Here is a 16,575-nt window from a genome sequence, read left to right on the forward strand (position 1 = left end):
CTGAAAGATAAGCTGAAAAGCGGTCAACTCCAGAAGAAAACGAAAGCAACAACGCTCGAATGATTCAAAGGGGGTGGGTCAGTTTTACTTTGGCAGGGTGGGTCAGAATTCGATCGGTATTGACACAACACGTTCAATCACTGAAGGGGCCAGCAATTCGCGCATGTCTGTCTGGCCCAGTAATTCACCAGGCAGGCCACTGTCGAACGCCAGTAATGAGGCGCGCCTTTCAGCCAGGGGAGAGTCACTGGCATACATAAACTCTGCGACATAACCAAACAGTAGCGGCGCGGCAAACGGAGAGGGCACATCGGTTGTTACATCGACAAACTGAATTTTACCGTTCTGGATTTTTTCCATCAGCTGATGCAGCGCGGGTAAATCGTAGACGTCCTGCAAACATTCACGTGCGGTCTCGATTAGAAGCGGAAAATCATCGTATTCACGTGCTACTTCCAATAATTGTCCGGCGCGCAGGCGCTGCTGCCAGAGCGGAGAACGTTTACCTGGATTGCGTCTGGGCAGCAGCAACGCCCGTGAAGCACATTCTCGAGAGCGTGCCGCGAACAGCGCTGAACTACCGACGCTTTCTGTTACCACTCGCTGCAAGCGATCGGGTGTAAACGCAAACAGTTCAATACCAGGTATGCGGCCTTCGCTATCCGGGAAGCGCGCGATAATGCCATCATCACTGGCGACAACAGAAGGATCGATTCCCATACGTCGCCGAATACGATCTGCTATTGCCAGCGCCCAGGGCGCGTGTACACGCTGGCTCCAGGGTGAATGCAAAATGACCCGCTAGTCACCAGACTCATCACGGCAGCGCTCAATGATCAAGGTATGATCGGTAGGAAGCGTACCCGTGGATGCACGCTGTTCAGTAATTAATGAAAGCATATTACGTATTGCATTCTCATCCAGACCATAAGCACTGAGTGCCTTTTCTGTATCTGGTAGATTATGGGAAAGCGCGACGTACCAGGGCATATCAGTCATCAATGTGCAACGCATCCATCGCGACGGCAGCTAAGGTTTGCTGCGCCAGAATATCCAACGGATTCTCAGGGGGTCAATCGGGTCCAGCTGGCCTTCCAGCATCGCCTTAACGGTAACGGTAGCATCGACTAAATCGCGGCGTGTGCGCGGAAAAACTATCCCGGTAGAAATCCCACCAACCTGATGTCCAGCGCGGCCAACACGTTGCAGCGCACTGGCCATTGACAGCGGTGCGCCGACCTGAATGACTAAATCTACCGGTCCCATATCAATGCCAGGCTCAAGGCTGGATGTAGCGACGACACAGCGTAGTTCTCCCGCTTTTAGGGCGGCCTCAATTTCGCTGCGCTGCTCTTTGGAAACGGAGCCATGAGCGAACGGGCAATAAGTGATGATGCGCCTTCTGCACGCTTTTCAGTACCGCCAGAAAAGGAGTCATAATGCTGGGTTATCTGCGATGAAGAAGCACTGCCGACCTGGACGGCATAACGTTCATTGAGTCGCGCTGTCAGCTTTTCCGCCAATCCTCGTGGGGAGCAGGGTTTACCCCATCAGTCAGGAAAAACAACATAGCTGGTTATGTGTAACGCGATGTATTTGGCATCGTAAATAAGGCTTCATTTTCAAAGAGTAAGTTAGACGAAAACATCTGAAACATCAGTCATTCAGCAGGTGCTGACAAGCGGTGTTGTCATGCGCTGCGCTGGCTTGTTCTTGCGGCGAGAGTTTCTGCCAGGCTTTTATTACCTGCTTTCCTAAAGCTGGCTCAAAATGGATCTTCTGCAATGCATAATCGGAATTACTTCCCTCTATGACGGTTGACATATCGGTAAGGAATTTCTGCTCATCATCATGATGAATGGCGCAAAAAACCGAGACGTAATAGGCTTTATCTTCAGCGCTGTAATGCGGCGTCAGCCACCAAATAATCAGGGCGAGAACAATCAATACCGGTATAATAATTTTAAATTTTGAGGCAACCATTTTTATCCTGCAATATTTTAATACATTCCCTCTCAGTCAAATGTGAGGCTTATCGGGAAGGCTTAACAGGACGCCTATCCTGCCACAAGCAACGAAAACATATAAATCTTTTTTGCTTAATTCACTTCTCTTGTTCGTGATTGTTTTAATACAACAAAACGCTTAACCGGCTGTTTAGCCATCACTATTTTTGATGAATATAACACTGTAAAAAATAAACCTAAGCGTTATATAATGAATTTAATAACGAAATTAATTACATCCGGTAATTATCTAATTAGCGTTCTTTCAATAACCCTAAAATACTTCCAAATGAAATCGTCCAGCTTTTCCCGTTTAAGCACGCTCAGTCTGGCAATATTGAGTATCTTCAATGCGCATGCAGAACAGAATAAATCAGATACCACGCTGGTGGTAAACGCAGCACCCGACAGCGCGACGCCCTCTGTTAATAAAAAAGCGACACTGGGCAATCTGGGGCAGCAGGAGATACGTAATACGCCCTGGGCGGTTCAGACTATTTCTCCCGCCTTGATGAAAAAACAGCAGTATAAAAGCGTCAGCGATCTGTACCGTTATATGCCTTCGGTTCAAGGCGACGGCGCGCGACCGCAGACGCGTGGCATGCAGGGAAGTGTGGTGCAAAACAGCATGATCGATGGACTCAACGTGGTTTCAACCACCGATTATGCAGCGGAGCAATTTGATCATATTGAAGTGTTAAACGGACTGGCTGGTTCGCTGTATGGTCCGGCAAATCCGGCGGGTTTATTTAATTTTGTGGCAAAACGCGCCACTGATTCACCCCAAAATTCAGTGACTGTGGGTGCGGGCACAGGTATCAGCCGGCTTTTATCAGGCGACTTCAGCGGTCCGCTGGATGATAACGATCGCCTGCGCTATCGCCTTAACCTGTTAGATGACGAAGGCGATGGCTATGTTAGCGGCAGTAAAAAGCGGCGCCAGCTGTTCAGTGTGGCACTTGATGCGAATCTGACCGACCAAACGGTTTTAGAAACAAATTTCAGCTATTACCATTATTATGTCAAAGGGTTACCGGGAAAATTTGCCTTGGGCAATGGACTTTCCTTTCCTGCAGCGCCAGATCCAAAAACCGCTCATCTCGGCCAGTATTATGCTGGCAATGACGACCACACCTTAACCGCAAGCGTGCATCTGAAGCATGATTTTGATGGCAACTGGCTGGGTGAGATTGGCGTATTGCGACAAATCGCCGATCGCGAATCCACATCGGTAACCAATACTTTTACGGATAACGCGGGTCATTACACGACAACAACCTCTTCCGCGACGGCCAGCCGTTTCACTATTAACAGTTATATGGCCAACCTGAATGGTGAAGTGGATACCGGCTGGCTGCATCACCAAATCTCTATGGGGATACGCGGTTTTGTCTGGAAAAATATGAATCCGTTGAATGGCGGAACACAGACCCTGGGAAGCGCTTCACTTGCTAACCCTGCCTCGTTCAGTGAACCTGATTACCCCGATTTCACCCAACGCTATCATTCTGCTACTGCAACGCAGCATGCCTTTTTGCTCAGCGATAATCTTGCTTTTAACCGTCAGTGGAGCCTGTTGCTTGCGGGCAGTGAAAGCCTGCTCAGTGCGGCAAACTACGCGAAAAGCGGCACGCGCACCAGTGAATCCTCAAACCGTGGGTTTAGTGGGTCTGTCAGCCTGATGTACAAACCAGTCGATCCGCTGACGCTGTATCTTTCCTATGCAGATAGCTTGCAACAAGGCGATACCGCTCCGACCGGTGCCCGTAATGCGGGAAATATTCTGGCGCCGTATCGCAGTAAACAAATCGAAGCGGGCAGCAAGTTAGCAGTAGGTAACATGTTGTTAACGGCAGCGATATTTCAGATTAAGCGGCCCTTCGCTTATACCGGGGATGATGGTTACTACGCACAAGAGGGTGAACAGCGTAATCGCGGCATTGAGTTGATGGCGGATGGTGATGTAACGCAGAGCGTGCATCTTTATGGCGGTATGACCTGGCTGGATCCGCGTCTGTTTAGCACGGCCAGCGAATCGACGCAGAATAAACAGATTGTTGGCTTGCCGCGCTATACCGCGAGTTTATTTGTGGCGTGGGATCTTCCCATACTGACCGGCACAGATATTCGTGGCGGCATTCATTACGTTGGACGGCGTGCAACGGATAACACCAATGAAGGCTGGGTAGGCAGTTATACCACGCTTGATGCTGGAGCGGCTTATCATACTCAGCTGTTTAATACGGCGACCACCTTCCGTTTCGATATGACTAACCTGACTAATCGCCATTACTGGACCAATATCGTGCCGGGCGGCTTGAACGGGTATAGCGGGGCCGGTTACGCCAGCGCACAGTTGGGTGAACCGCGCATGATGCAGGTCTCAATGCAGCTGAAATTCTGACAGGAAAAGTAAGATGAACAGAACGTTGTATGCCAGCTTTCTGGCTTTACCTCTGGTGTTGTCGAGCGCCAGTGTATTAAGTAAAACGGTGACTGGTGATGCTGGAATACCAGTTAACATCGTCAAACCAGCCCAACGCATTGCCGATGCCTGGTATGCGCATCATTCATTGCTGATGACGCTGGGCGCAGGCGATCGTATTGTCGCGACCGTTAATCATCCCAGCGATCGTCCCTGGATGTTTAAAATTCAGCCTTCGCTCAATAACGCTTTGCAGATACAGGGTAAGGATTTCTCCAGCGAAGCCCTGGTAGCGCGTAAAGTTGATGTGGTTTTCGTACCGATAAACGATCCGCAGGCCGATGCTTATCGCCAGGCTGGGATTGCGACGCTGATGATGCGCTTTGATGATTTTACCAGCATGAAACATTCATTGCTGTCTACCGCAGAAGTTGTCGGGACCGCGCAAGCTATGCAGCGAGCGCAGAATTACAATCATTATCTCGATCAGCAAGTAGCGATAATTTCGAAGAAAACCGCAGAGCTGAAAGACAATCAACGTCCGCGTGTTTTACATATTCAGTCATTGCATCCTTTGAAAGTGGATGGTCGTAATACTTTGATCGATACCTGGATTAAACTTGCGGGCGGGCAAAACGTGGCAGGGCAGGTTGATGGCAATATGAAAGAGGTATCGCCAGAGGAGGTTATTAGCTGGAACCCGGATGTGATCATCATTGGTCCGGGTGCAGGTAAGCTGGCGAATTCTGAGTATGCCTCATTGTCTGCCAGCCTGAAGGCGGTGAAACAGCATCGCGTCTGGCAAAACCCGGCGGGGGTCTTCCCCTGGGATCGTTACGGCACCGAAATAGCGCTACAGATTCAGTGGGCAGCAAAGAAGCTGCATCCTGATTTGTTTCCCAGTCTGAACATAATAAAGGCGACGCAGGATTTTTATCAGCGGTTTTATCATTACCCGCTGGATGAAAAAGAAGCCCGAAGAATCATTGCGGCCCTGCCGCCTGAATAAGATTTTGACCTTATCACCCAAATTTTTAGCCGCCAGGGAAGGTGGCACTATCTTTGTGAAGTGAATGTCAAAATATCGCTTCTGCTGGTGCATGTTTCATTAAATTTTCTCTTTGCCATAATGTATTTATTATTTAATTTTTATTGTAATAATCTTCCTGAGAAATAACGCCCTGATAAAAATAAACCAGTCGTATTGCATATTGAAAGGGCAACCGCTGATGAACTGGCAGAGATAACAGATAAAGACAGGTTTTGTATGATAATACAAGGAGGGGTAAAATAAGAAAGGTCTGAGGCATTCCTTTGCCTCGAATAATAAACCTGATTAGAAAGGATTATTAACTGCGGTGGCTATTATGGCCACCTTTTTTCCCTGCATCGGACGCTTTTTCGCGGTCATTCTTAAAATTGCCGCCACTATGTTGCCCACCTTTCTTACCAGCTGAGCTGGCTTTTTCACGATCTTCTGCAAAATTTCCTGAACCGCCTCTGTGCTGAGTCATATTATGTTCTCCTCAAGAGTTTTAAATTACATGGCCTGTTTAAATTAAGTCATGTGCGTCGTTCAGGCTTAATGATAGCCAGGTTATAAAACCCTGCAAGCATAATGCGTGATTTATTTTTATTTTCTACAGGCGCCATTGTCAGAGTCAGAATAAATACTTTACTTGGAAAACTTAACCTGAAGTTATTACAGTTTGTTTCTCGGGATGAGATTATTTATATCTTTGATAAAAACACAAGGCGATAGGAGGGTTCTCAAGGCGTTTGTTTGCTGTCTGTTCTAGAATGTCAGTCAGGATTATTTAATTTTACTTTTTCTTTGGCATGTATTTTAAAACGATGAACAAACAGGAGCCATGATGCTTAGCTACCTTTTTATCGGAGCCAATGATGTCAATCTATCCGGGCAGTTTTATGACGCTGTTTTACTGCCGTTGGGTTATGAAAAAGATGTGGAGGGCGAGAAGCTCATTTTCTCGCTACCGGATATGCCAGACAGGCACAATGGTCCGGGGGCAATTTTTATCAGCCAACCTTATAACGGGGGTAAAGCCGAACCGGCAAACGGTATGATGCCTGGATTTCGCGTAAAGTCGCGCAAATTGGTTGATGAAATTCATGCGGCTGGGTTAACCGCGGGCGGTTCAGATGAGGGCGCGCCGGGGCTCCGGGATCGATATGGCGACCACTTCTACGTGGCCTATCTGCGAGACCCGGCAGGTAATAAACTGGCGATGTTTTGTAATGCAGAATGATGTCTTTCCGCTTGATGGTCGTCAAAAACAGTGTGCTTACCCGCTATGGCTGAACTGTCCTGCGATTTATTTACGTTATTGCCCAGGCTGGTCTTTTCCCTCTGATCAGCCAGTTTCCTCCATCATTCTACGCCTTATGGCTAATTTAGCGCCTGCCTTCATTGTTCAGAAAGCCTTTTGAAATTAAAGCGGTAACATGTTGCAAAATCTGATCGCTGTTAAATCCAGCGGGACTCTCCGTTTTTCTGAACTGCGCGAAAGGCACCAGGATCAGACTCATCAGTGAACTCATCAATAGATTCGGTTCAAGCCGGGCATTGAGTTTACCGTCTTGCTGCCATTTCTGAATGATAGTGACCGCCTTTTGCCGCACCGCATCACCATGTTTGAGCTTTAACCGCTGACGGAAGGCTGACTCGCCTGTCGCCATTTCCTGCATCCATAATGGAGCAAACCAGACGTGCTGCTCTGCGGTCTCAACTATTTTTTTCAGGATAAGCATCAGGGCGGTATGAGGATCATCGATGTGTTGATCGAAGATGGCTGCAATATCATGGCGCAGCGGTAAAAAGCGTTCTTCGATAATGATGTCCAGCAGCGATTCCCGTGACTGAAAATAATAGGTCAGCATGGCGGCACTGACTTCGGCTTTACGTGCAATCGCGTTCAATGATGTCTCAGCAATACCTTGTTCGGCAAATAGCATCAGCGCGATGTCGAGTAAGTGTTCACGCTGCTCAACGTTAATCGCGCCACCGCGAGGACGGCCAGGTCGTCTATCTTTATTTTTCAACGAGTTATAGGGTGTTTGCGTTTTTTCTGTGGGCATCGTTGTATGAACCGTTGACGTGTGAAAAATTATAATTGATATTAAATGGTCATTTAATTAATTACAAGCGGTGATGTTATGGAGTCAAAAAAGTTGACTCATCAATCGGTCAAATTACAACCTCAGCCTCAGTCGGTCGCTTTGTTGATCGGTGCACTGATGTTAGTGATGCTGTTGTCGGCATTGGATCAGACTATTGTCTCAACGGCGCTGCCAACGATTGTTGGTGAGTTTGGCGGCCTGGATAAGTTGACCTGGGTGGTGACGGCTTACACCCTGTCATCCACTATTGCGGTGCCGCTGTACGGCAAATTTGGTGATTTATTTGGCCGTAAAAAGATGCTGCAAATCTCGATCGTGCTGTTCTTATTGGGTTCCATGCTTTGCGGGTTGGCACAAAGCATGACGCAACTGGTCTGGACGCGTGCTTTACAAGGCTTAGGCGGTGGCGGATTAATGGTTGTGAGCATGGCCGCCGTTGCAGATATTATTTCTCCCGCCGAGCGCGGGCGCTATCAGGGCTGGTTTGGCGGTGTTTTTGGCTTAGCGACAATACTGGGTCCGCTGATAGGCGGTTTTATGGTTGAGCATGTTTCGTGGCGCTGGATTTTTTATATTAATCTGCCGCTTGGCCTGCTTTCATTGATCATCATTGGCACGGTCTTTAAAACCGCCAGTAAACGCAATCAACATGAAATTGATTATCCTGGCGCGTTTTGTCTCAGTTTAGCGCTGGTGGGGATTACGTTATTCACCAGCGAGGGCGGAACCGTGCATGAATGGTCCGATCCAAAACTCTGGTGTATTTTGGCTTTTGGCATCGTGGGGGTCATTGGGTTTATCCATGAAGAAAGATTAGCGATTGAACCGATCCTGCCACTTTCACTGTTTCGCAACCGCAGCTTCTCTTTATGCAGTCTGATGGGATTCATTGTGGGTATGTCGCTGTTTGGTAGCGTTACTTTTTTGCCGCTCTATTTGCAGGTGGTGAAAGAGGCGACGCCAACTCAGGCAGGCTTGCAGTTGATTCCTTTGATGGGCGGCTTATTGCTGACTTCGATCATCAGTGGTCGCCTTATCAGTAAGACCGGGCGCTATCGCATCTTTCCGGTTATGGGCACCTTGCTGGCTTCGGTTGGGTTAGGATTGCTGACCACCATTACCCTCACATCGCCGATCTGGCATCTATATCTTTTCACTGGCTTGCTTGGTATGGGATTAGGCATGGTGATGCAGGTTTTAGTGCTGGTGGTGCAGAACACGGTTGCCGTTAATATGCTGGGGGTTGCCACTTCGGCGATAACGCTGTTTAGGTCGGTTGGCGGATCAATTGGCGTGTCGCTGTTTGGGGCGATATTTACCCAGGTTTTGCAATCATCACTGATGCAACGCGTCGCTGATGGAACTGCGTTGCCGCATGGAATGAACCCAATTGCCGTGCATCAGTTGCCATCGACGCTTAAAGAAGCTTATCTGATATCCTTTGGTCAGGGTATCCACGCGGCTTTTCTGTTGGGGGGCTGCATAATGGTTGTAGCGTTTACGCTGTCGTGGTTTCTCAAAGAAGTGCCGCTAAAAAAATCTGTTCACCCTTCGTCTAAGTAAATGTCCCATCGACATCGTCTGGCCTGATAAGCCAGATGATGTTCAGTCAGCGGGTGTGCTTTGCGCAGCTTTCAATGAACGCCGCTAACACTAAGTTGATGGCAAAGGCGATCACGTGACCATCATTCTATTTTAAGCGCTATTGGCGTAGCTGCATCAGCTCGTCATGTTGTAGCGCGTAATAATATTGATCTTGGAGTAGGGCACCCTATTTTCTGCGGTAGAAATAAAATCATGAAACGCCAGCAAAGACTTAAAGGCATGCTGAGCATCCAACTGCAAATTGTGCTCAATCAATGCATCTATTTTACCGGCCAGCATTAAAGCCCGGTTTTCCCGATCCAGATCGTGACCAATAAAGGTGTTGATGGGGACGTGTTGTTCTTCAAATGCGCGAAGGATACCGGCATTGCCGCCACCCACGGTATAAACCGCATCGGTTTCAGGGTGCGCTTTAAGAAAATCATACACGCACTGGTAGGTTAAGTAGTCGATACCAAAACCACCCGCAATAACACTGACGCGATGTTGTGGTGCAAACTATTGCAGCGCGGTGGTAAAACCTTCGATACGCCCTTGCTCACCAACGAAGGTTTTACTGCCGGTGATCGCCACAATATGTGATTTCTCTACCCATAGCCATTTTGACATTAAAAAGGCGGCGGCTTTCCCCGCATCAATATTTTCCATGCCGATATAGCGCAGCCGGGCGCTGGAGGGAATATCTGACATCACCGTCACCAACGGAACACGTTGTTTCATAAGCATATCAATGGTGGGGATCAACTGCTGCGAATTAGAGGCTTTCAAAATAACGCTATGGCTATGTACCGCACATTTTTTCAGATGCGCGTTCATCTCTTCCACCGTCATGTTTTCATTGCAATGAAAACGCAGCTGAATTTTGAAGGAGGGGAAGCTGGCTATCTGGCTACTAAAAGCTTCACGCACCAGCTCACGAAAACGATCAGGGGTATGCATGATCACATCGAAATAAATTGTTCTGCCTTTGGCTAATCTGGCTTTTCGCAGCAGCTCCAAATCTGCTATGGCTTGCTGAATACGATGTTGCGTCTGTGGATGCACTTTGCCGCGGTTATGCAACGCCCGATCCATAGTGGCGAGGCTTAAGCCGGATTGCGCAGCGATCTGTTTTAGCGTGAATTCAGGCATAGATTATATGAGGATTAAGTGAGGTTTATTTGAGGTTAATGACAAGCGATGTAGCGGCTGGTTTAGTTAAACACAACGCTTGTTTTTACGTTAGCAGGCAGCGAGAAATTCATCGGTTTATGCTGAAAACTGGCTTAATAATAGTAGGTTATGGCGGAAGATATTTCGCCGATGAGAATGAAATTCTCTCTTGATAACCTTATCCTTTATGTAAACACCGGGTCCATGCTTGTGATTATCCGCTGGTCAGTAAGCAATTATTCTGTCTCGTTCGATGGCAGGCTTATTATTTGTTTTTTTGAGTGATTATAAGGTGCGTTATTTCCTTTTTTATTCCCCTGAAAACAGGGAATGTAAAAAAAGCAAAAAATAAGGCGTTAATAAGCTTTAGGTGAGTAAAGTTGTGTCAATAAGCGTAAGTCTGAGTAATACAGAACCACAAGCCATTTTTTCGTTTTATTTGGTGCTGTATAAACTCACAAACTACTCATGCGCCAAAATTGCCGGTATCCACCTTCATGAAGTCATTTGAAATAGCCAGGGTTGTATTCTGCTTGTCGTTTGCTCTGCTGGTAGGGTGTTCGTCTCATTCCGCTTCCCCTCACAAAAATTTGTCAGTAGATGCTGACGACACGGCAAGTAATGCTGACCAACAGCCTGATTTAATACCGGTAATTGCCGCGCTACACGACCAAATGCACTCCTGGGAAGGCACACCCTATCATTGGGGCGGGACGAAATTATCCGGGGTTGATTGTTCTGGTTTTGTCTGGCGAACGCTAAAGGATCGCTTCAACATCCCGATGGATCGTGTAACAACCAGCCAGCTTATTCATATGGGCAAACGCGTTGACAAAAATCATCTTCAGCCGGGCGATTTAGTCTTTTTCCGCATTCATCATGAAATGCATGTCGGATTTTATGACACCGATCATCAATTCTTACACGCTTCATCAAGTAAAGGGGTTATGCGTTCTTCGTTAATGAATCCTTATTGGCAGCGCGTTTATTTTCAGGCAAGACGTTTGCCAAAAGAATATAACGCTGAAATAACCTTTAATGCCGAACCCGTCCCGGTGAAATTAGCGAAAAACTAACCATTCTGAAAATCTGAAAAGCGTCAGTAACCGAGGATTAAGTTGTTGAAAAATGGCGTCGTAACCGTACGGTGCCTCAACCCTGAAAGGCAGGTATCAGCGGCAATCTATGGGTAGATTTAGAGAAGGTTCCTGCGGGGGCATGCAAATTCCAGCCAAGCGATCGTGACAATATGGGGAATAAGCGCAGGCTTATTTTTCTGCGTTGTCGATTGTGACGTGTTGGCTGTACCCGGTTGCTGAAACAAAAATAAACAGGCGCGCTCTGTTTTCCGTAAATTTGAAAAGCGCTCGTCAGACGAAAAGGGCTGGATTATCCTCCTGAACCTGAATCACCTCTACACCATTATCCTGAAGCTGCAACAGGCTGGCAGAATCGAGTGCATTATCTGTAATTAGCCGACGAACCTGATACCCCGGCGAGAGAGGATAAGGATATATTTGCCCAAACTTTGAAGAGTCGGTCAGAACGAATGTATCAACACCTTTCGCCAGCACTGCATCTACAACATCGCAGCGCAGCATATTGCGTCCGGTAAAACCGGTTTCGCGATGCCAGCCGTCTATCCCAACAAAAGCTTTGTGAAAATGTACCTGATGTATGCAATAGCGCGTAAGCGGGCCGATCATCGATTCGCTGCTTTTTTGCAACATACCGCCTAATACAATGACTTCGCACGCGGCATCTTTTAATAAATGAGCGATGTAATGGCTAACGGTAATCACAGTGACATCATGACGTTCTGATAATGCGCGAGCCAGCAAAGCATTGGTGCTGCCGCCTTCGATAAATACGGATTCGTCTTTATTGATGAGTTGCGCAGCGTGACGGGCGATTGCTTGCTTAATGCTGTATCGCGTATGCATACGCGTACCGACATCATCGCTATCCAGGGCCAGCGCCGAACCGTGAATGCGACGGAGAAATTGATCGCGCTCCAGTAGATTGAGATCCTGACGTATCGTAACTTCAGACACGCCCGTTAGCTGCGCCAGTTCGCTTACCGCGATGCTGCCGCGTGCGTTAACTAACTGAATAATATATTGATGTCGAGCGTTCATAGGAATCATTCATAAAAAATAATGGCTGTTAGTCTAACAGAAAATCCGCGTCGTCTGACGACGCGGATTTTCATCACGCTAAACCCAGCGCGCGCCTGCCGTTGATATTCAAATCAGCCAGCGTGAAACGATCCTGCCATTCAGCTTCATAATTTTCCGGGGGAAAATCTGCTGGCGAATGGCCGTTATCCAGCGCCTGTGCCACCAAACGCGCGAAGGCCAGATTTTTTTCACACAGCGGTGCAGCAGGGATGTACATTACATTGCCCCAACCTTGTTGATTTTCCACCGGCGCCACCGAATGAATCACATCACAATGCCACCATACAGAATCGCCAGCCTCAAGGGCTGGAATTGAACTCAACCCTTTGATCAAATGCGGATGCCAGTGCTCATTGACGGGCAGGACTCTTCCGGGGGCCACGCCACAAAGTTCATCATCGGGAACGTCAGATAACAGCGGGCGTAGCAATACATACGCCATTGCTTCGGGAACCGGCACGACATGGAGCAGTCCCCGATCAGGGATCATATCGGATAATGCCGTCCAGCCTTGAAAAGTGCGAAATACCGAACATTTAGTTGTATCCGGCACGTCATACTCATCCACTTCGGTGCGGTGTGCCGCATCCCAGGGGTCATAAGTTTCAATATCACCGTTAAAAACCGAGGCAAACACTTTTTGATAGGCAGGTAATAACCAGCGTTCCAGCGCGCCCGAATCGGTATGTGCACCTAATCCTTTTGATGTGGTGCCTGGCAAACGGCGGCGGATGCGATCCGGGTAAATGATGCTAACGTCGGGATCAAACCAGCGCTCGCCCTGCGATTCGAACTTCCATAAGCGATTAAGGAAAGACTGAACCTGATTCATCGCGTCGCTTTGGCGCGCCTGCATCTGCGCTTGCGACCAGTAAATGGGATAAATTTCCGGGCGCGATGCCTCAAGGCTACCAAAAAAATTATCGCCAGGTCCGCGATACTGCTGGTCAAAATCATTGCTATCTAAATAATCGAGCATTGACTTATCCCATGCGAGCGCCTGCGCGCGTGGAAAATGCTGTTTTACCACCAGGCAACCGCGTTGTTTTATGCATTGGCGGGTTTCATCCGAAACCTGACCTTTTGCGATCTGCGCCAGGGTCACGCTCGGCCAGGCACTACCGGTTTGCTGCTCATCGATTTTAGCCTCCGCAATCGACTTCTCAATTCGGCTGCAAACTTTAGCAAATAACGCATCAACATCGCCTGCCTGCTGACGCAACTGTTGCTTTAGGTTTCGGATGGCTTTTTTTACATCTTGTGGTAAAGGGGTGGAATGTGATTTCGCTGTCATATTTCGCTCCGCGTGATGCAGGATGGAAGTTACGAATGTAATCGAATTTACCTTCATTCGTAATTATGGTGAAAGTTAACACTCATGCAACACATAAAAGTGTGAACAATCACACAAGTTGATCTCAGGAACGATCCGAAAGCGTGGCATAGACTCATTATTTACATTCTCATTCATCCACACAGCGATTAAGCTTTATTAATTAACTCAACAAGCCGAAGGACAGCGCGGCATTAGCAAAAGGGTGAGCGAAATGGCGGTAAAAATGATTGCAGTGGATATGGACGGCACTTTTCTGGACGAGAACAAACAATACAACGTTCAGCGATTTTCACGTCAGTATGCGTTAATGAAAGAGAAGGGCATCCGCTTTGTGGTCGCTAGTGGGAATCAGTATTACCAGCTGCAGCGCTATTTCTCCGATTATAAAGATGAAATTGCGTTTGTCGCCGAGAATGGCGCCTGGGTTTCTGACTGCAACGAAGAGATTTTTTGCGGTGAGTTAGCCAAAGAAAGAGTACATCAAGTGCTGGATATTTTGGCGAAAGAACCGGAAATCAGCACGGTGGTATGCGGTAAAAATGGTGCCTATGTACATTCATCAGTGTCGGATGAGGTCATCGCTATGCTGACTAACCACTATTATCGCCTGGAAAAATGTGACGATCTTTACAACATTGATGACACCATTTTTAAATTTTCACTAAATCTCGCCCATGAAGAGGTAGACGATCTTTTAGCGCGTCTACATGCGCGGCTGGGTGAAATTGAAAACATCATGCACCCGGTATCAAGTGGCTTTGGCTTTGTCGATCTGATCATTCCCGGCTGCCATAAAGCGCACGGCATTGCGCTGTTGCAGGAGAAATGGGGCATTGATGATTGCGAAGTGTTGGCGATTGGTGACAGCGCGAACGACATTGAAATGCTGCGTCAGGCATGTTTTAGTTTCGCGATGGCTAATGCGGTTGATTCGGTCAGTGCTGTGGCGCGCTACAAAACTGAAAGTAATAATGATGAAGGCGCGTTGAATGTTATATCCCGCCTGTTGGCGCGTGAATTTCCGTTTGATTAAAACCGTTCGCGTATAAAAATGGCCGCAGTCGAATGTGGCCATTTATTTTCTTCCCTACCGGGATAACACGCCCGTATGTAGCGAGAAAGATCATCTTCCGCCTCAACACTTTTATCTTTAACGTACAAAAGCGCTACAGGAATACATAAACGTCTGCTTCCTTTGTTCGCTCTTTTCTGGTTCTGTATTCAGGCTGAAATCGCCACGCTAAATCACACTAACTCATTAAAATAAAAAGCAAAATTCCAAGATCTTCGCCAGGCTAAAAAGTGATATAGTTACAACATACTAAAAATGAAATTTACGCCATCGTGCTAGCCTCCTTCTACGCAGCTATCTCTTCGCACATCTGCTGTTCTCATTCGCAGACACGCTGCCTGTTTTTATGCTTGGTGGGGTGCTACTGGGTTGCGGGTTCGGCTTATCCATTCCTTTGGTTAACCATATGACAGTGGATCTCAGCGAAGAAGGGGGGCGCGGTCGAAACCTGGCCCGCCTGGCAATGGCGATATTTTCCGGCCAGTTTTTATCCTCGTTTATGGTATTTATTCCAGATAATTTGTCGTGGATATTTTTCGGCGCTGCGATGTTGGCGGGCCTTTCATATGGGCTAGTTTGGCTGGTGCACCGTAAAGAAGCTTATGATTGAGCAGGAGCCAGAACAGTTTTATTGCCCGCCAGGTTGCGGATGAAGTCAGAAAAAGGGCAACCCCAGTAAACAGGGCGCCCTTGGTCATTCCATAAAAAGCTAATCGCTCAAGCTATCAGCGGAAGCAAAATAAAGACTGAACTGCCTTAAACCAGACTTACGGAAATGACTGTTATTTCATCGGTCTCAAGCCCCATTAAATCTTTGATTTCAAAAATGTGCTTTTCCAGCTCTTCTTCTACATCAGAACCTTCGATAAAGGTGTGTAACGTTTTAGTTTCCTGTCCTTCTGGTTTAACTGCATAGGCTACGAACCATTTCTTTTTCTGCATAATCCTGTCCTTTTCTTAAAGCCGATATATATCTTTAGCGTTAAACGAGCGAGCGCTCAAGGTCAGCAGACGCCTTCGCCTGGTCTCCGGCGGCTCCTGGCAGATGGGTAAGATTACGCACGCCGGTAATCACTGTTGCGACCATTGTTTCTCGTCGGGTAATAACTTCAATTTGATAAAATCGGCGGCGGTAGGCAATGGAATAGATGACCGGATGATATTTGTTCCCTTCTCCGTAGCGGAAACAGTGTGCTTCGAGTGCTCGGGTTGCTGCCAGAATATGGAAGGGCTCTTTATCACCGCGGATGATGTGCTTCATTCAGTTCCTCAAATGCTTTACCAGAATGCAAGGCCAGATGGGTGGCCTTATGGTAACGGGGTTTATAAACACTGAACATCTGACTGCTGACCTTTAAACTAATATTAGTTTAAAGCTCTGCACCCGTTTCGTTACATCGCTGTGACGATCAATGTCACCCGCCAGTAGCCATCAGCTAACTCGCGTCGCGCAAGGTCAGGAATACCTTCATATCAACAAGCGGGACAGAATAACTTTCTGCTTATAGCCAGGCGGGTAGTCATGTTTGTTTGAATCGCCACGGATAATCTAGACACTTCCGAGCCGTTGATAATATTGTTTTTCATATTCCGTCGGTGGCATCTGATCACTCGAACCATGCCGACGCTTACTGTTATAAAACATTTCGATGTAATCA

Annotated in this window: 16 protein-coding genes and 1 pseudogene; 7 read left to right on the plus strand and 10 right to left on the minus strand. The window is 47.5% G+C overall.

The features are described 5' to 3' along the window. Nucleotides 1–126: 126 nt before the first annotated feature. Nucleotides 127–1,329, minus strand: a pseudogene (locus QRY16_RS20095) (helicase-related protein); the annotation flags it as partial. A 327-nt stretch (nt 1,330–1,656) separates the two neighbouring features. Beyond that, nucleotides 1,657–1,983, minus strand: coding sequence for a hypothetical protein (locus QRY16_RS20100; RefSeq protein ID WP_289777817.1), 327 nt, complete (start codon nt 1,981–1,983; stop codon nt 1,657–1,659). Nucleotides 1,984–2,295: 312 nt separating this feature from the next. On the opposite strand from QRY16_RS20100, the gene QRY16_RS20105 reads away from it, so the two are divergent. Together QRY16_RS20105 and QRY16_RS20110 are read left to right on the plus strand one after the other, a co-directional pair. Then, the gene (locus tag QRY16_RS20105; RefSeq protein WP_289777818.1) at nt 2,296–4,410 is read left to right on the plus strand and encodes a TonB-dependent receptor; all 2,115 of its coding nucleotides are present in this window, start codon (nt 2,296–2,298) and stop codon (nt 4,408–4,410) included. A gap of 13 nt (nt 4,411–4,423) precedes the next feature. Next, complete coding sequence (locus QRY16_RS20110) at nt 4,424–5,440, plus strand: ABC transporter substrate-binding protein (protein ID WP_289777819.1); 1,017 nt, start codon at nt 4,424–4,426, stop codon at nt 5,438–5,440. A gap of 340 nt (nt 5,441–5,780) precedes the next feature. Here QRY16_RS20110 and QRY16_RS20115 read toward each other — a convergent pair whose 3' ends face one another. Beyond that, nucleotides 5,781–5,945, minus strand: coding sequence for a con-10 family general stress protein (locus QRY16_RS20115; RefSeq protein ID WP_289777820.1), 165 nt, complete (start codon nt 5,943–5,945; stop codon nt 5,781–5,783). Nucleotides 5,946–6,305: 360 nt separating this feature from the next. Here QRY16_RS20115 and QRY16_RS20120 point away from each other — a divergent pair, with 360 nt between their 5' ends. Next, nucleotides 6,306–6,701, plus strand: coding sequence for a VOC family protein (locus QRY16_RS20120; RefSeq protein WP_289777821.1), 396 nt, complete (start codon nt 6,306–6,308; stop codon nt 6,699–6,701). A 145-nt stretch (nt 6,702–6,846) separates the two neighbouring features. Here QRY16_RS20120 and QRY16_RS20125 read toward each other — a convergent pair whose 3' ends face one another. Then, a complete protein-coding gene (locus QRY16_RS20125) occupies nt 6,847–7,530 on the minus strand; it encodes a TetR/AcrR family transcriptional regulator (RefSeq protein ID WP_289777822.1) in 684 nt (227 codons plus the stop codon). A 78-nt stretch (nt 7,531–7,608) separates the two neighbouring features. On the opposite strand from QRY16_RS20125, the gene QRY16_RS20130 reads away from it, so the two are divergent. Next, entirely contained in the window at nt 7,609–9,135 is a 1,527-nt protein-coding gene (locus QRY16_RS20130; RefSeq protein ID WP_289777823.1) for an MDR family MFS transporter, read from the plus strand. Between the two features lie 156 nt (nt 9,136–9,291). Here QRY16_RS20130 and QRY16_RS20135 read toward each other — a convergent pair whose 3' ends face one another. Together QRY16_RS20135 and QRY16_RS20140 are read right to left on the minus strand one after the other, a co-directional pair. Then, nucleotides 9,292–9,606, minus strand: a complete 315-nt coding sequence (locus QRY16_RS20135; protein WP_289777824.1) for a type 1 periplasmic-binding domain-containing protein — start codon at nt 9,604–9,606, stop codon at nt 9,292–9,294. 69 nt (nt 9,607–9,675) lie between these two features. Continuing rightward, nucleotides 9,676–10,308 (minus strand): substrate-binding domain-containing protein, encoded by a 633-nt coding sequence (locus tag QRY16_RS20140; RefSeq protein ID WP_289777825.1) that lies wholly within the window; start codon nt 10,306–10,308, stop codon nt 9,676–9,678. 518 nt (nt 10,309–10,826) lie between these two features. On the opposite strand from QRY16_RS20140, the gene QRY16_RS20145 reads away from it, so the two are divergent. Continuing rightward, complete coding sequence (locus QRY16_RS20145) at nt 10,827–11,405, plus strand: C40 family peptidase (protein WP_289777826.1); 579 nt, start codon at nt 10,827–10,829, stop codon at nt 11,403–11,405. Nucleotides 11,406–11,699: 294 nt separating this feature from the next. Here QRY16_RS20145 and QRY16_RS20150 read toward each other — a convergent pair whose 3' ends face one another. Together QRY16_RS20150 and QRY16_RS20155 are read right to left on the minus strand one after the other, a co-directional pair. Further along, nucleotides 11,700–12,467: a DeoR/GlpR family DNA-binding transcription regulator gene (locus QRY16_RS20150; protein WP_289777827.1), complete on the minus strand. Its 768-nt coding sequence runs from the start codon at nt 12,465–12,467 to the stop codon at nt 11,700–11,702. A gap of 73 nt (nt 12,468–12,540) precedes the next feature. Then, nucleotides 12,541–13,803 carry a DUF1479 domain-containing protein gene (locus tag QRY16_RS20155; protein WP_289777828.1) on the minus strand — a complete coding sequence of 421 codons (1,263 nt, stop codon included), beginning with the start codon at nt 13,801–13,803 and terminating at the stop codon, nt 12,541–12,543. A gap of 253 nt (nt 13,804–14,056) precedes the next feature. Here QRY16_RS20155 and QRY16_RS20160 point away from each other — a divergent pair, with 253 nt between their 5' ends. Further along, complete coding sequence (locus QRY16_RS20160) at nt 14,057–14,878, plus strand: Cof-type HAD-IIB family hydrolase (protein ID WP_289777829.1); 822 nt, start codon at nt 14,057–14,059, stop codon at nt 14,876–14,878. 385 nt (nt 14,879–15,263) lie between these two features. After that, nucleotides 15,264–15,527 (plus strand): MFS transporter, encoded by a 264-nt coding sequence (locus QRY16_RS20165; RefSeq protein WP_289777830.1) that lies wholly within the window; start codon nt 15,264–15,266, stop codon nt 15,525–15,527. A 146-nt stretch (nt 15,528–15,673) separates the two neighbouring features. Here QRY16_RS20165 and QRY16_RS20170 read toward each other — a convergent pair whose 3' ends face one another. Together QRY16_RS20170 and QRY16_RS20175 are read right to left on the minus strand one after the other, a co-directional pair. Then, on the minus strand, nt 15,674–15,859 hold the full coding sequence (locus QRY16_RS20170) for a hypothetical protein (RefSeq protein WP_289777831.1): 186 nt from the start codon (nt 15,857–15,859) through the stop codon (nt 15,674–15,676). Between the two features lie 40 nt (nt 15,860–15,899). After that, a complete protein-coding gene (locus QRY16_RS20175) occupies nt 15,900–16,178 on the minus strand; it encodes a DUF4060 family protein (protein WP_289777832.1) in 279 nt (92 codons plus the stop codon). Between the last annotated feature and the right edge of the window lie 397 nt (nt 16,179–16,575).

This window comes from Mixta mediterraneensis, assembly GCF_030283135.1.
Classification (GTDB): Bacteria; Pseudomonadota; Gammaproteobacteria; order Enterobacterales; family Enterobacteriaceae; genus Pantoea; species Pantoea mediterraneensis.

Excerpts from the sequence above, each read along its gene's own strand:
- QRY16_RS20100 (WP_289777817.1), bottom strand. The coding sequence starts at position 1,983 with ATGGTTGCCTCAAAATTTAAAATTATTATACCGGTATTGATTGTTCTC.
- QRY16_RS20105 (WP_289777818.1), top strand. The coding sequence starts at position 2,296 with ATGAAATCGTCCAGCTTTTCCCGTTTAAGCACGCTCAGTCTGGCAATA.
- QRY16_RS20110 (WP_289777819.1), top strand. The coding sequence starts at position 4,424 with ATGAACAGAACGTTGTATGCCAGCTTTCTGGCTTTACCTCTGGTGTTG.
- QRY16_RS20115 (WP_289777820.1), bottom strand. The coding sequence starts at position 5,945 with ATGACTCAGCACAGAGGCGGTTCAGGAAATTTTGCAGAAGATCGTGAA.
- QRY16_RS20120 (WP_289777821.1), top strand. The coding sequence starts at position 6,306 with ATGCTTAGCTACCTTTTTATCGGAGCCAATGATGTCAATCTATCCGGG.
- QRY16_RS20125 (WP_289777822.1), bottom strand. The coding sequence starts at position 7,530 with ATGCCCACAGAAAAAACGCAAACACCCTATAACTCGTTGAAAAATAAA.
- QRY16_RS20130 (WP_289777823.1), top strand. The coding sequence starts at position 7,609 with ATGGAGTCAAAAAAGTTGACTCATCAATCGGTCAAATTACAACCTCAG.
- QRY16_RS20140 (WP_289777825.1), bottom strand. The coding sequence starts at position 10,308 with ATGCCTGAATTCACGCTAAAACAGATCGCTGCGCAATCCGGCTTAAGC.
- QRY16_RS20145 (WP_289777826.1), top strand. The coding sequence starts at position 10,827 with ATGAAGTCATTTGAAATAGCCAGGGTTGTATTCTGCTTGTCGTTTGCT.
- QRY16_RS20150 (WP_289777827.1), bottom strand. The coding sequence starts at position 12,467 with ATGAACGCTCGACATCAATATATTATTCAGTTAGTTAACGCACGCGGC.
- QRY16_RS20155 (WP_289777828.1), bottom strand. The coding sequence starts at position 13,803 with ATGACAGCGAAATCACATTCCACCCCTTTACCACAAGATGTAAAAAAA.
- QRY16_RS20160 (WP_289777829.1), top strand. The coding sequence starts at position 14,057 with ATGGCGGTAAAAATGATTGCAGTGGATATGGACGGCACTTTTCTGGAC.
- QRY16_RS20165 (WP_289777830.1), top strand. The coding sequence starts at position 15,264 with ATGCTTGGTGGGGTGCTACTGGGTTGCGGGTTCGGCTTATCCATTCCT.
- QRY16_RS20170 (WP_289777831.1), bottom strand. The coding sequence starts at position 15,859 with ATGCAGAAAAAGAAATGGTTCGTAGCCTATGCAGTTAAACCAGAAGGA.
- QRY16_RS20175 (WP_289777832.1), bottom strand. The coding sequence starts at position 16,178 with ATGAAGCACATCATCCGCGGTGATAAAGAGCCCTTCCATATTCTGGCA.